Source organism: Streptomyces hyaluromycini (assembly GCF_002217755.1).
Classification (GTDB): domain Bacteria; phylum Actinomycetota; class Actinomycetes; order Streptomycetales; family Streptomycetaceae; genus Streptomyces; species Streptomyces hyaluromycini.
The window spans coordinates 1-13,012 of record NZ_BCFL01000032.1; the positions used below are offsets into that span (position 1 = coordinate 1).

Genomic DNA, 13,012 nt, shown 5'->3' on the forward strand with positions numbered 1-13,012 from the left:
CATTCCCGTCGTCGCCCGGAGGGCGGCCTCGCGGCGTCAGGTGCGTGCATGGCGTCGCGAGGCAGACGGGAATTGTCAGACAGGCCCTAACATTCCACCAACTGAATGCGTCGGAGGAGCGGACGCGGGATGCCGCCGGCCGAGGCAGGGAGAAGCACGTTGACCAGCACGACGGGGAGCACGGCGAGCACCGGGCAGCCCACCATCCGGCGCGGTACCAACCTGCCGCGCCTCGGTGACTTCAACGAGTCCGTGATCCTGGACGCCATCCGCCGGCACCCCACCGGCCTGAGCCGGGTGGAACTCGCCCAGGCCACCGGGCTGTCCGCGCAGACCGTCTCGAACATCACCCGGCGGCTGCTCGACCAGGGCATCGCACGGGAGTCGGGCAAGCAGAGCACCGGCAGCGGAAAGCCCCGCACCCTGCTCGAAATCGTCCCCGCGGCCCGGTACGCGGTGGGGGTGCACCTCGACCCGGCGGTCATCACCTGCGTCCTGGTGGACCTGCTCGGCACCGTGGTCGCCCAGCGCAGCGTGGTGACGCCGAGCGGCGGCGACACCGACGCGATCGCCGCGGACATGGCGGCCTCGGTCTCCGCGATCGTCGCCGAGTCGGGCGCCGACCGTGAGCGGGTGCTCGGCCTCGGCATCGCCGCGCCCGGTCCCATCGACGCGGACGCCGGCTGGGTCGTGGACCCGCCCGAGCTGCCCGGCTGGGGCCGCTACCCGCTGCGCGACAGGCTCAGCGAGGCGACCGGGTTCCCGGCGCTGCTCGACAAGGACGTCACGGCCGCCGTGGTCGCCGAACGCTGGACCGGAGCGGCCACCGACAGCCGCAACCTGCTCTTCTTCTACCTCGGCACCGGCTCCGGCATGGGCCTGGTGGTGGAGGACACCGTGCTGCGCGGCGTCTCCGGGAACGCGGGCGAGGTCGGCGGCCTGGGCGCCGCCTCCTCGACGAAGACACTCGTCGAGGAAGGCGTCGCCCTGGGCGTGCTCGGCGCCGAGTACACGGTGACCAACCCGGCCGACGCCCAGCGCGGTCTGGAGCGGCTCGCGGAGCTCGCCGCCGCGGGCGACGCACAGGCGGACGGCATCATCGAGCGCCTCGCGATCCGGATCGGCCGCGGGGTGTGCGCGGCGGCCACCCTTCTGGACGTCGACACCATCGTGTTCGGCGGGCCGACCTGGAAGCTGCTCGCCGACCGGCTGCTGCGCGTCATCGAACCGATGGTCGCCCGCTCCCCGTTCGTGAAGGCGACCCACCCGACGACGGTCGTCTCCACCACCCTCGGCGAGAACGTCGCCGCCGTGGGCGCCGCCTCCCTCGTCCTCGACCAGGCGCTCTCCGCCCAGCCCAGGTCGCTGCTGCTGGGCTGAGCCCCGAGCCGGCCGGGCCGTACCGGACCACCCGGATACGGCCCCCTTCGGTCGACCGCGTGTTCGCTCCGTAGTCGTCGACGAAAAAACACGTGGACCGAGCGGCCGTCGTCGCGGGAGACTTCCCTTTCCTGACCTGCCGATTCCAGGCCGTCGCGGACCATGCGGCGGCCGACTCGGCATGCCGTACGACGACTACACAGGGTTGAGATGACATCCTCTGTCGATTTACCTGCGACGGGACCCCGCAAGGGCGCCGTCATGCTCGCGCTTCGGTACTACGGACGGGAGTTGGCCCGGCTCAAGCGGCTCACCGTGCCCGCGTTGCTGCTGCCGGCGCTCGGCAACATCGGAATCAACTACCTGGCCCCGCTGGTCGTGGCCAAGCTGGTCGGCCGGATCGCCGACGGCCACGGCCTGGGCGTCGGCGCCACACTGCCGTACGTCCTCGGCTTCGCCGGTGTCCTGCTGCTGGCGGAGGCGTTCTGGCGGATCGGTCTGCACTGCCTGAACCGAGTGGACGCACTCGGTATCGAGCAGTTGTACGTCATCGGCATGGACGAACTGTTCGCGAAGGACGCCGCGTTCTTCCACGACAACTTCGCGGGGTCGCTCACCAAGCGGGTGCTGAGCTTCGCCACCCGCTTCGAGGAGTTCGGCGACACGCTGACCTTCAACATCGTCGGCAGCTTCGTGCCGCTGGCGTTCGGCTCGGTGGTGCTCTGGCGCTACCAGCCGCTGCTCGTCGTCGCGCTCCTGGCGATGATCGCGGTGACGGCGGTCTGCGTGTTCCCGCTGATCCGCCACCGGCAGCGGCTGGTCGACCGGCGTGAGGAGGCCATCGCCCGGGTGTCGGGGCATGTCGCCGACAGCCTGATGAACATGGACACGGTCCGGGCGTTCGCCGCCGAGAAGCGGGAGGCCGCCGAACACCGGTCGCGGGTCGCCGAGTCGCGGCGGCGCACCCTGCGCTCCTGGGACTACGGCAACCTGCGCATCGACACGTTCGTCGCGCCGATGTCCGTGGCGACCAACGCGGTGGGCCTGCTGCTCGCGGTGGCGCTCGCGGGCGGCGGGCACAACGTGGAGGCGGTCGTGGTCGCCTTCACCTACTACACCAACGCGACCCGGATCATGTTCGAGTTCAACCAGATCTACCGGCGCATGGAGAGCTCCATGACGGAGGCGGCCCAGTTCACCGAACTGCTCCTGGAGCCGCCGACCGTGAACGACCCGGAGGCTCCGGAACCGCTCGCGCCGCGGGCCGCCGGCGTCCGCTTCGAGAAGGTCTCCTTCACCCACGCGGGTGCGAGGCCGCTGTTCGAGGGGCTCGAACTGGACGTGCCCAGCGGGTCGAAGTTCGGGTTCGTCGGCCGGTCGGGCGGCGGCAAGACCACGCTCACCCGGCTGCTGCTGCGGATGACCGACATCGACGCCGGCCGGATCATGATCGGCGGCCAGGACATCAGCCGGCTGCGCCAGGCCGACCTGCGCAGCCAGATCGCCTACGTCCCGCAGGACCCGGCGATGTTCCACCGCACCCTGCGGGACAACATCGCCTTCGCCCGGCCGGACGCCACCGACGCCGAGATCCGGGTGGCCGCCGAGGCCGCGCACGTCACGGAGTTCGCCGACGCGCTGCCGGACGGGTTCGACACGATGGTGGGGGAGCGCGGGGTCAAGCTCTCCGGCGGCCAGCGCCAGCGGGTCGCCCTGGCCCGGGCGATCCTGCGGGACGCCCCGATCCTGCTCCTGGACGAGGCGACCAGCGCGCTGGACTCCGAGAGCGAGATCCTGGTCCAGGAGGCGCTGTGGCGGCTCATGGAGGGCCGGACGGCGCTGGTGGTGGCCCACCGACTGAGTACGGTCGCCTCCATGGACCGGCTCGTGGTCCTGGACCGCGGCCGGATCGTCGAGCAGGGCACCCACCACGAACTGCTCGCCGCGGAGGGCGCCTACGCCAAGCTGTGGCAGCACCAGTCGGGCGGGTTCCTGGACGAGGGGCCTCGGCCGGCCGAAGTGCACTAGGCGCTTCGCTGGAGGAGCCGGGGGGCGGGTTGTCGGTTGGCTGCGGCATCGTCGTGGCTGGTCGCGCAGTTCCCCGCGCCCCTTTGGGGCGCGCTGCCGAACCGTGGCCGACTTTGCTCGGTCGGCTCGGAAGGCGTCTGCCGGACGTGGGCGGGTGGTAGACAGGTGATCATGAGTCACCTGATCGCCCCCGTCCGCCCGGCCGGCACCCGATGACCGCCGGGATCGACACCCCCGACCGCCGGGGCCGTACCGGTCTCGACCGTGCCGGTCTCGATCTGACCGGCAACCCGCGTGTGAAGGTCCGGGAGGTGAGGCTCCTGTCCAGTCACTGGTACGTCGAGCGGGCCACCACCTTCGACCTCCAGCATGCCGACGGCACCTGGCACACCGAGGAACGCGAGACCCACGACCGCGGCAACGGCGCCACGCTCCTCCTCTACGACACCGAACGCGAAACCGTCCTGCTCACCCGCCAGTTCCGCTTCCCGGTGTATGTCAACGGCCACCCCGACGGCATGCTGGTCGAGACCCCGGCGGGCCTCCTGGACGACGAGGCCGAGCACCCGGAGCACGCGGTCCGCCGGGAGGTCGTCGAGGAGACCGGCCACACCGTCGGCGAGGTCGAGCACGTCTTCGACGTCTACATGAGCCCGGGCTCGGTCACCGAACGGATCTCCTTCTACGCGGCCGCCTACGGCCCCTCGACCCGCACCCACGAGGGCGGCGGCCTGGACGAGGAGGGCGAGGACATCGAGATCCTCGAACTCCCCTTCCGGCGCGCCCTGGAGATGATCCGGACGGGCGAGATCGCCGACGCGAAGACGATCATGCTGCTGCAGTGGGCGGCCCTGGACGGACCGTTCGCCGGGCGCCCTTGACTTCAAGAGCACTCCAAGCCGAAGACTCACCACCGTGCACCCGGACCCCCGGGTGCGCGGACGGAGGAGACGGCATGAAGTACCGCACCATCGGCACCGACCCGAGCACCCGCCGCGAGGTGAGCGTCCTCGCGCTCGGCGCCATGCTGTTCGGGTCCCGCACCGACGAGCAGACCTCCTTCGCCGTCCTCGACCGCTATGTCGAGGCCGGCGGGAACTTCATCGACACGTCCGACAACTACGCCTTCTGGGAGGACGGGAGCCAGGGCGGCCAGAGCGAGGAACTGCTCGGCCGCTGGCGGCGCAGCCGCGGGATCGGCGACGGGATCGTCATCGCCACCAAGCTCGGCGCCCGCCCCCTCGCCCCCGGCACGAGCTACACCGACAACCCCGAGGGCCTGTCCGCGAAGGTGATCCGGGAGTCGGCCGAGCGCAGCCGCGAACGCCTCGGCGTCGAGAAGCTCGACCTGTTGTACGCCCACATAGAGGACCCCGCCGTCCCGCTCCGCGAGACCGTCGAGGGGTTCGCCGCGCTCGTCGAGGACGGCACCGTCGGCCTGCTCGGCGCCAGCAACCACGCCGTCTGGCGGCTGGAACGCGCCCGTGCCCTCGCCGCCGCGGCCGGCCTGCCCGGCTACGAGGTGCTCCAGTACCAGCACAGCTATCTGCGCCCGCGCACCGACATCCCCGGCGACCTGTTCCCGGACGGCAGCCTCGGCGGTACCGACGCCCAGCTCCGCAGCTACCTGCGCGCGGAGCCGGGCCTCACCCTGGTCGCCTACTCACCGCTGCTCAAGGGCGCCTACACCCAGCCCGGCAAAACGCTGCCCGCCGATTTCGGCCACCCCGGCACCCGGGCCCGCCTCGCCGTGCTGGGCGAGGTGGCCCGGGAGACCGGGGCGACCCTGAACCAGGTGGTGCTGGCCTGGCTGCTGGGCGGGCCGCTGCCGGTCGTCCCGCTGGCCGGGGTGTCGTCCGTGGCCCAGCTGGAGGAGAACCTCGCCGCCGTGGACCTGGAGCTCACGCCCGGCCAGCGGGCCCGCCTGGACGCGGCTCACTGACCGCGAGGCTCCCGTACGACGGCGATCTCGCCCGGCGCCACGGTGACCGTGCCGTCGGCGGGCTTGCCGGACAGCAGCTCCACCGACCCCGCCGCGACCGGGAGTTCGGCGCCCTCGCCGGTGTGGTCGATCACGAACACGTAGTCCGCGTCCGCACCGCGCCGGACCACGACCTCCACGCCCGCCGGGGCGGTGCGGCCCGCTGCCACGCCTGCCTCGGCGCGGATCCGGCCCAGCAGCCCCGCCAGGGTCTCCGCGTCCGGCAGCGTCGCCACGTACCAGGCGGTGCCCGAGCCGTAGCCGTGCCGGGTCACCGCCGGTACCCCGGCCAGCGGCCCGTCGGCGTACGACGTCACCGCCGTCGCGCCGGCCAGCCCCACCCGCTCCGACCAGAGCGAGCCGGTGCTGCCCTCGCTCAGCGTCACCCGCTCCTCGGGCAGCAGCGGGAACAGCTCGTCGGTGCGCACGCCCAGCAGCTCGCGGAAGGCGCCCGGGTAACCACCCAGCCGCACATGGCAGTTCTCGTCCACGGCGCCGCTGTGGAAGCCGACGGCCAGGCTGCCGCCGGCCTCCGCGAAGGCGGTCAGGTTCGCCACACCCGTGTCGTCCACCAGGTACAGGCTCGGGGCCAGGACGACCTTGTACGCCGACAGGTCCGCGTCCGGGCGGACGAAGTCCACCGCCACGCCCGCCCGCCACAGCGGCTCGTACCAGGCGCGGACGACGTCCAGGTAGCGCAGCTGCTCGCTCGGCTGCGAGGGCAGCTCCACGGCCCAGCGGGCGTCCCAGTCCCAGACGACGGCCACCTCGGCGGTGCCGGTGCTGCCGCGCACCTCGGCAAGTGCCTTGAGATCGGCGCCCAGCCGGACCACGTCCCGCCAGATCTGGCTGTCGGTCCCCGCGTGCGGCAGCATCGCCGAGTGCCACTGCTCGGCACCCGCCTTCGCCGCCCGCCACTGGAAGTAGCAGATGCCGTCCGCGCCGTGCGCCACATGCGCGAGCGCGTTGCGGCGCAACTCGCCCGCCGCCTTGGCTCTGTTGACGGGCTGCCAGTTGACGGCGCCCGTCGAGTGCTCCATCAGCAGCCACGGCCCGCCCGCCAGCGACCGCATCAGGTCGCCGCTCAGCGCGACGTCGATCTGCGACTCCGGGTCGGCCGACATCAGGTAGTGGTCGTTGGCCACCACGTCCAGCTCCGGTGCCCAGCGCCAGTAGTCGAGGGCGTCGAAGTTGTACATCACCATGAAGTTGGTGGTGGCGGGGATCGCGGGGGCCGCCGCCCGGAGCACGTCCCGCTCCGCCGTGTACAGCGACAGCAGTTCGTCCGAGCAGAACCGCCGCCAGTCCAGCTGGTGCGTCGGGTTGGGGACGGCGCCGGTCGCCCGGGGCGGCAGGACCTCGTCCCAGTCGTAGTACCACTGGCTCCAGAAGGTGGTGCCCCAGGCGTGGTTGAGGGCGGCCAGGTCGTCGCCGTACCGGGCCCGCAGCCAGCGGCGGAAGGACTCCGCGCTGGTGTCGCAGTAGCAGGCGGCGTTGTGGCAGCCGTACTCGTTGTGGACGTGCCACATCTTCACGGCCGGGTGGCTCGCGTACCGGTCGGCGATCGCGCCCGCGATGCGCAGCGCGGCCGCGCGGTAGGCGGGGCTGCTCGGGCAGAACGTCTGCCGGCTGCCGTACGACAGGGTGCGGCCGTCGTGGTCCACCGGGAGCGCCTCGGGGTGGGCGCGGAAGAACCAGGCCGGCGGGGCGGCCGTGGGGGTGGCGAGGTCGGCGGCGATGCCGTTCTCGTGGAGGAGGCCGAGGATCCGGTCCATCCGCGAGAAGTCGTAGACGCCCTCGGAGGGCTCCATCAGCGCCCACGAGAAGATGCCGACGCTGACCATGTTCACGCCCGCCTCGCGCATCAGGCGGACGTCCTCGGCCCACACCTCCTCGGGCCACTGCTCGGGGTTGTAGTCGCCGCCGTAGACGATGCCGGGGACGGAGAGGGTGCGGTCGCTCATCGGTTGACTCCGTTAACTCCGGTGAGAAGGCGGCGGGTCGTCTCCACGCCCCACTGGTCGAGGGAGAGCAGCCGGTCGCTGGAGGCGACCAGGCCGCCGACGGCCGCCACGTGCGCCGCCCAGCGCGCACGGGTCTCCACGGCGGGGCGGGCCATCAGGCAGTCGGGGTCGTTGACCCAGAGGCGGTTGTGCTGCCACTGGCGGCCGGCCCCGGTGAACTCGGCCGGGTCCTGGCCCGGTTGGCTGAAGTCGTCGGCCTCGGGGCGGCGGTGCGGAGCCGTGTCCGGGCTGACCCGCATCGCGTCGAACAGGCCGATCGAGGGCAGGACCGGCGCGCCGCAGCCGAGCAGGTAGGCGTCCGCGCCGATCGCCTCCCGGATCAGGCCGATGCCCAGCCGGTACGCCGTGAGCGGGTCCGCGCCCGAGTGCCGTACCCCCTCCAGGGCGCCCGCGTAGAGGAAGTCGGTCTTGAAGTAGTCGTAGCCCTCGGCGCGCAGCGTCGCGAAGACGTCGGTGAGGTAGGCCGCGGCGGCCGGGTGGGTGGTGTCCAGGACGTACAGGTCGTGACCCCAGTTGCGACCCGCGTGCAGCGGGTTGCCGTCCAGGTCGCGGACCAGCCAGTCCGGGTAGGTCTCGGCCAGCGCGCTCGCCGGGTCGACCAGGAAGGGTGCCGTCCAGATGCCCGCCCGGCGGCCGCGGGCGCGGATGGCGTCCGCGATGCCCCGCCGGGAGCGGAAGCGGCCGGAGAGGGTCAGCCAGTCGCCCAGGGCGCTCTGGTAGCCGTCGTCGATCTGCACCACGTCGATCGGCAGGTCGAGGGTGTCCATCGCGCGCAGGTTCTCGTGAATGTCGTCCTCGGTGACGGCCGTGAAGTACTCGTACCAGGAGCACCAGACGGTGGGCGCGGGGCGGGGCGCCGGCACGGCCAGGGCGTCGGCCCAGTCGGCCAGCACGGACTGGATGCCCGTGCCGGTCCACTCCTTGACCGGGCCGTCGGCCTCGACCTCCGCGACCCCGGCCGCGACGGTCAGCCGGACCGAAGGCACCTCGTGCAGCGGGTCGGCCGCCGCCCAGAGCCGCACCGGCGAGCCGTCGCCCGGGTCGAGCGCCAGCAGGCCCTCGCCCTGGAAAGCCCCGGCGGGCACGCTGCGGCCGGGGCGGTAACACACGGTCGCCCAGTTGTCGTTCGTCGGGCGGTACGGGGCCGCGCCGAGGGCGTAGGCGCCGCTCGGCGACCAGGACTGCCAGCCCTCCTCGTGGACACGGGCGGTGCGCGTGTCCACGGCCACGGAGGCGACCGGGGTGAACGGGTTGTGCACGAGGTTCTCTTTCGGACGGGGCCGGATCAGCCCTTGGCGGAGCCCAGGGTCAGACCGCTGACGAACTGCTTCTGGAGCGCGAAGTACACGAGCAGCGTCGGGATCGCGGTGAGCAGGGAACCGGCGGCGACCAGGTTCGGGTCGGTGAAGTACTGGCCGGAGAGGTTGTTCAGCGCCGAGGTGATCGGCATGTTCTCCCCGGTCGAGATCAGCACCAGCGCCCAGAAGAAGTCGTTGTAGATCCAGATCGACAACAGGGTCGCCAGGGCCGCCATCGCCGGCCTGCACAGCGGCAGCGTGACCTGCCAGTACAGCCGCCACACCGACGCGCCGTCCACCAGCGCGGCCTCGGTCAGCTCGTGCGGCAGCGAACGCATGTAGTTGCTGAGCACGAACGCACAGAACCCGGACTGGAACGCCACATGGATCAGCACCAGGCCGAGCGCCGAGTCGTAGAGCTTGCCGCTCGCGGTGATGCCCGGCAGGTTCGTCAGCAGGTACATCCGGTACAGCGGGGTGATGATGACCTGCTGCGGCAGCAGGTTGCCGGCCGTGAAGACCAGCAGCAGGAAGAGGTTGACCCGGAAGTCGAAGCGGGCGACGTAGAACGCGACCATCGACGACAGGAACAGCGTGAGCAGCACGGCCGGGACCGCGATGACCAGCGTGTTCATGAAGTAGTGGGTCATGTCCGACTGCTCGAACGCGTTCTTGAAGTTGTCGAAGTTCAGCGTGTGCGGCCAGGACACGTAACCGCGGTTGCTGGTCTCGCTGTACGGGCGCATGGCCGAGAAGACCGCCCACAGCAGCGGGGCGAGCCACGCCAGGGCCGTGCCGGCCAGGAACACGTGCAGCAGGACACGGGCCGGGCGGATCGGGTTGCGCTGCTTGGGCAGCGCGCTGCTCAGGGTGCTCATGCGCTCCGCTCCTTCCGGAAGGTCGCGATCAGATAGGGAATGATCACGATCAGGGAGATGAACAGCAGCACCACCGCGATCGCCGAGCCGTAACCGATGCGGCTGGACTCGCCGATGATGTTGTTGGTCACCAGGATGGAGAGCAACTCGGTGCCCTGGGCGCCCTTGTTGAAGACGAAGACCAGGTCGAAGGCGCGCAGCGCCTCGATGATGGTCACGACCAGGACGATGGTGTTGGTCGGCCGCAGCGTCGGGAAGATGACGTTCTTGAACGTCTGCCACTCGTTGGCGCCGTCCAGCGCCGAGGCCTCCCGCAGCGACGGGTCGACGCTCTTCAGGCCGGCCAGGTACAGGATCATCATGTACCCGGTGTGCCGCCAGGACGCGGCGACCAGGACCGCCCACAGGTTGAGGTTCGGGTCACCGATCCAGTCGATGTAGTGGCCCGGCTTGTTGGCGCCGATGAGGCTGTTGATCAGGCCCGTGTCCGGGTTGTAGATCAGCTGCCAGACGAACCCGATGCAGGCCAGGGAGATGACGACCGGGAGGAAGAACGCGGTCTGGTAGACCCGGCTGAACCTGATCTTCTTGTCCAGCTGCACGGCCAGGAACAGGCCGAACGGGGTCGGGATCAGGATGAGGACGACGAACCAGATGACGTTGTGCTGGACGGCCGGCCAGAACTGCGGGTTGTCGGTGAAGAGTTGGTGGAAGTTGTCGAGCCCGACCCACTTGATGGAGTCGAAGCCGATGCCGTCCCAGGAGGTGAAGGCGAGGAGGATAGAGGCCAGGGCGGTCACCCAGACCAGGAGGACATGGAGGACCGTCGGCACGCCCGCCATGAAGGCGAGGGTGATCCGGTCGCGGCGGGTCAGCAGGCGCCTGTGGCCCTGCCGGATCCGCTTGTTCTCGGACGCGCGCCCAGGAGGCGGCACGGCGGCCGCCTCCTGGGACTTCGTGGGGGTGTCAGTCGACATTCGGGCACTCACTCGGACGCGAAGATCGTCTTCTTCTGGCGCTCGATGGACGAGAGCAGGCTGTCGATCCCCTTGGGGTTCTGCAGGAACTTCTGCAGACCGGGCTGCATCACCGTGGAGGTGAAGTCCGGGCGGGAGTCGCGGTCCATGAACTGGGTGAGGCTCTTGGCGGCGCCGATCATGTCGAACGCCTTCTTCTGCAGGGTCGAGTACGCCGAGGTGCTGGCCTTGCTGGAGGCGGCCACCACGCTCGGGTCGCCCTTGAGGTAGAGCTCCTCGGCCGCCGGGGAGCCCAGGTACTCCAGGAGCTTGACGACACCGTCGTGGTTCTTCGGGGACTTGGAGACCATGAAGCCGTCGGTGGGCGCCTCCACGGTGTCCTGGCCGTACGCGGAGTTGATCTCCGGGAAGGCGAAGAAGTCGAGGTCGTCCAGGTCGGCCTTGTTGGTGAACTGCTGGGCCACGAAGGTGCCCAGGAGGTACATGCCGGCCTTCTTCGACACCAGGGTCTGGGCGGCGTCCTGCCAGGTGCGGCCCATGAAGCCGTCCTGGTGGTAGGGGAGGAGCTCGGCCCAGTGGTCGAAGACGTCCTTCACCTTGGGGTCGGTCCACTCCGCCTTGCCCGCCATCAGGTCGACGTGGAAGTCGTAGCCGTTGAGGCGGAAGTTGATCTGGTCGAAGGTGCCCATCGCCGGCCAGGCGTCCTTGTCGCCGAAGGCGATCGGGACCAGGTTGTCCTTCTTCATCTGCTTGCACAGGGCGACCAGTTCGTCCCAGGTGGTGGGGACCGTGTAGCCCTTCGCCTGGAAGACGCTCTTGCGGTAGAAGACCGCCCAGGGGTACGTGGTCATCGGCACGAAGTAGTACTTGCCGTCCGCGCCCTTGCTGAGCTTCTTCATCGCGTCGGGGAAGTTGTCCCCGATCTTCTGCCACACGTCGTCGATCGGGGAGGCGAGGCCCTTGGCCGCGAAGAACTGCATGCGGTAGCCGGCGAACCACTTGAACGCGTCGTCCGGGGTGCCCTGCAGATACGAGTTGATCTGCTCCTGGAAGGTGTTGTGGTCCTTCGTGTTCACCTTGGCGGTGATGCCGGACTGCTTCTGGAAGGCCGCGTACACAGCCGCGTACGCCTTCTTCGGCACGGCGTCGGAGTCGTTGGAGCCGACACTGACGGTCTTGGGGTCCGACGAACTGCCGCTGCCGCCGCACGCGGAGAGCAGGGGTATGCCGGCACCGGCGAGCAGCGCGGCCGAACCGGCACCGCGGATGACGTTACGGCGGCTCGGACCCGGCACGTGAAGACCGGACGGGGAGATGCGCATGGCGGCTCCTGAGTAACAGGGTTCGGCAAGGGGAAGAGTTGATCTTCGAAAGGTCCCGAAACCGATCAGAAACCAACTCGGCCGAACATCGTGGGCGCAATAACAGCCGCTTGTCCGCTCATGCGTCAATAGCCTGCGTCTCTCTCGCCCGTCTCTTGCCCGAAACGTAATCGACATGGTCGCCTGGCGGTTTGTTGAACAAAGCGGTACGACGGAGCCCCCATGGGACAAACTCCGTGGGGGCTCGTGTGCGGGCGTGTTGGTTTCGGGTGGCGGGACCAGCGGTTAAACCCGCAGCAACCGGCCCGGCACGGCATGTTCTACGGCCGTACGAGCAGCTGGAAGTCGAAGGCGTACCGGGACGCCCGGTAGACATGGCTGCCGTACTCCACCGGCCGCCCGGTGTCGTCGTAGGCCGTGCGCCGCATGGTGAGCAGGGCGGCGCCCTCCTTCTCGTCGAGCCGGACGGCCTCCTCGGCGGTGGCGCTGCGGGCGCCCACCGTCTGCCGGGCGCTGTGCAGGGTGATGCCCGCCGTGCGCATCATCCGGTACAGGCCGGTCGTCTCCAGCCGCTCGGTGTCGAGTTCGAGCAGGGCGGCGGGCAGGTAGTTGCACAGGAACGCCACCGGCTGGCCGTGTGTGCAGCGCAGCCGCTCCAGGACGACCACCTCCGCGCCCTCCGCGAGCCCGAGCGCGGCGGCCACCTCGGCACTCGCCGGGATCCGCTCGTTGCGCAGCACCCGGGTGGTCGGGCCCTGCCCGGCCGACTCCAGGTCGTCGTAGAGGCTGCTCAGCTCCAGCGGCCGCTTGACCTGGCTGTGCACCACCTGGGTCCCCACGCCCCGGCGGCGCACGAGGAGGCCCTTGTCGACGAGGGACTGGATGGCCTGGCGGACCGTGGGCCGGGACAGCCCGAGCCGCACCGACAGGTCGATCTCGTTGCCCAGGAGGTTGCCCGGGGCGAGCACTCCGTGCTCGATGGCCTCCTCCAGCTGCTGGGCGAGCTGGTAGTAGAGCGGCACCGGACTGCCGCGGTCCAGGGCGAAGTCCAGGGCGTCGAGTGCCGAGACGGTCGCGGTGCGGGTGGAATCACCGGTACGGGCCACCGGGACACCTCCTTCCGG

Annotated in this window: 10 protein-coding genes; 4 read left to right on the top strand and 6 right to left on the bottom strand. The window is 70.4% G+C overall.

What is annotated here, in order from left to right; genetic code table 11:
• Positions 1–159 precede the first annotated feature (159 nt).
• The 4 genes from SSP29_RS42725 (at position 160) to SSP29_RS42740 (ending at position 5,350) form a co-directional block, all read left to right on the top strand.
• The gene (locus SSP29_RS42725) at positions 160–1,380 is read left to right on the top strand and encodes an ROK family transcriptional regulator (RefSeq protein WP_245883516.1); all 1,221 of its coding nucleotides are present in this window, start codon (positions 160–162) and stop codon (positions 1,378–1,380) included.
• Between the two features lie 261 nt (positions 1,381–1,641).
• On the top strand, positions 1,642–3,408 hold the full coding sequence (locus SSP29_RS42730) for an ABC transporter ATP-binding protein (RefSeq protein WP_245883517.1): 1,767 nt from the start codon (positions 1,642–1,644) through the stop codon (positions 3,406–3,408).
• 212 nt (positions 3,409–3,620) lie between these two features.
• On the top strand, positions 3,621–4,289 hold the full coding sequence (locus SSP29_RS42735; protein WP_089106365.1) for an NUDIX domain-containing protein: 669 nt from the start codon (positions 3,621–3,623) through the stop codon (positions 4,287–4,289).
• Positions 4,290–4,363: 74 nt separating this feature from the next.
• Positions 4,364–5,350, top strand: a complete 987-nt coding sequence (locus SSP29_RS42740; RefSeq protein ID WP_089106366.1) for an aldo/keto reductase — start codon at positions 4,364–4,366, stop codon at positions 5,348–5,350.
• Here SSP29_RS42740 and SSP29_RS42745 read toward each other — a convergent pair.
• The 6 genes from SSP29_RS42745 to SSP29_RS42770 form a co-directional block, all read right to left on the bottom strand.
• Positions 5,344–7,353, bottom strand: a complete 2,010-nt coding sequence (locus SSP29_RS42745; protein ID WP_089106367.1) for a beta-galactosidase — start codon at positions 7,351–7,353, stop codon at positions 5,344–5,346. The genes SSP29_RS42740 and SSP29_RS42745 overlap by 7 nt on opposite strands.
• The gene (locus SSP29_RS42750; protein WP_089106368.1) at positions 7,350–8,672 is read right to left on the bottom strand and encodes a glycoside hydrolase family 36 protein; all 1,323 of its coding nucleotides are present in this window, start codon (positions 8,670–8,672) and stop codon (positions 7,350–7,352) included. Before SSP29_RS42750 ends, SSP29_RS42745 begins: the two co-directional genes overlap by 4 nt.
• Positions 8,673–8,698: 26 nt before the next feature.
• On the bottom strand, positions 8,699–9,589 hold the full coding sequence (locus tag SSP29_RS42755) for a carbohydrate ABC transporter permease (protein ID WP_089106369.1): 891 nt from the start codon (positions 9,587–9,589) through the stop codon (positions 8,699–8,701).
• Positions 9,586–10,566 carry a carbohydrate ABC transporter permease gene (locus SSP29_RS42760; protein ID WP_089106370.1) on the bottom strand — a complete coding sequence of 327 codons (981 nt, stop codon included), beginning with the start codon at positions 10,564–10,566 and terminating at the stop codon, positions 9,586–9,588. Before SSP29_RS42760 ends, SSP29_RS42755 begins: the two co-directional genes overlap by 4 nt.
• A gap of 8 nt (positions 10,567–10,574) precedes the next feature.
• Entirely contained in the window at positions 10,575–11,888 is a 1,314-nt protein-coding gene (locus tag SSP29_RS42765) for an ABC transporter substrate-binding protein (protein ID WP_089106371.1), read from the bottom strand.
• 320 nt (positions 11,889–12,208) lie between these two features.
• Entirely contained in the window at positions 12,209–12,994 is a 786-nt protein-coding gene (locus tag SSP29_RS42770; RefSeq protein WP_089106372.1) for a GntR family transcriptional regulator, read from the bottom strand.
• Positions 12,995–13,012 lie beyond the last annotated feature (18 nt).

Excerpts from the sequence above, each read along its gene's own strand:
- SSP29_RS42730 (WP_245883517.1), top strand. The coding sequence starts at position 1,642 with ATGCTCGCGCTTCGGTACTACGGACGGGAGTTGGCCCGGCTCAAGCGG.
- SSP29_RS42735 (WP_089106365.1), top strand. The coding sequence starts at position 3,621 with ATGACCGCCGGGATCGACACCCCCGACCGCCGGGGCCGTACCGGTCTC.
- SSP29_RS42740 (WP_089106366.1), top strand. The coding sequence starts at position 4,364 with ATGAAGTACCGCACCATCGGCACCGACCCGAGCACCCGCCGCGAGGTG.
- SSP29_RS42745 (WP_089106367.1), bottom strand. The coding sequence starts at position 7,353 with ATGAGCGACCGCACCCTCTCCGTCCCCGGCATCGTCTACGGCGGCGAC.
- SSP29_RS42755 (WP_089106369.1), bottom strand. The coding sequence starts at position 9,589 with ATGAGCACCCTGAGCAGCGCGCTGCCCAAGCAGCGCAACCCGATCCGC.
- SSP29_RS42760 (WP_089106370.1), bottom strand. The coding sequence starts at position 10,566 with ATGTCGACTGACACCCCCACGAAGTCCCAGGAGGCGGCCGCCGTGCCG.
- SSP29_RS42765 (WP_089106371.1), bottom strand. The coding sequence starts at position 11,888 with ATGCGCATCTCCCCGTCCGGTCTTCACGTGCCGGGTCCGAGCCGCCGT.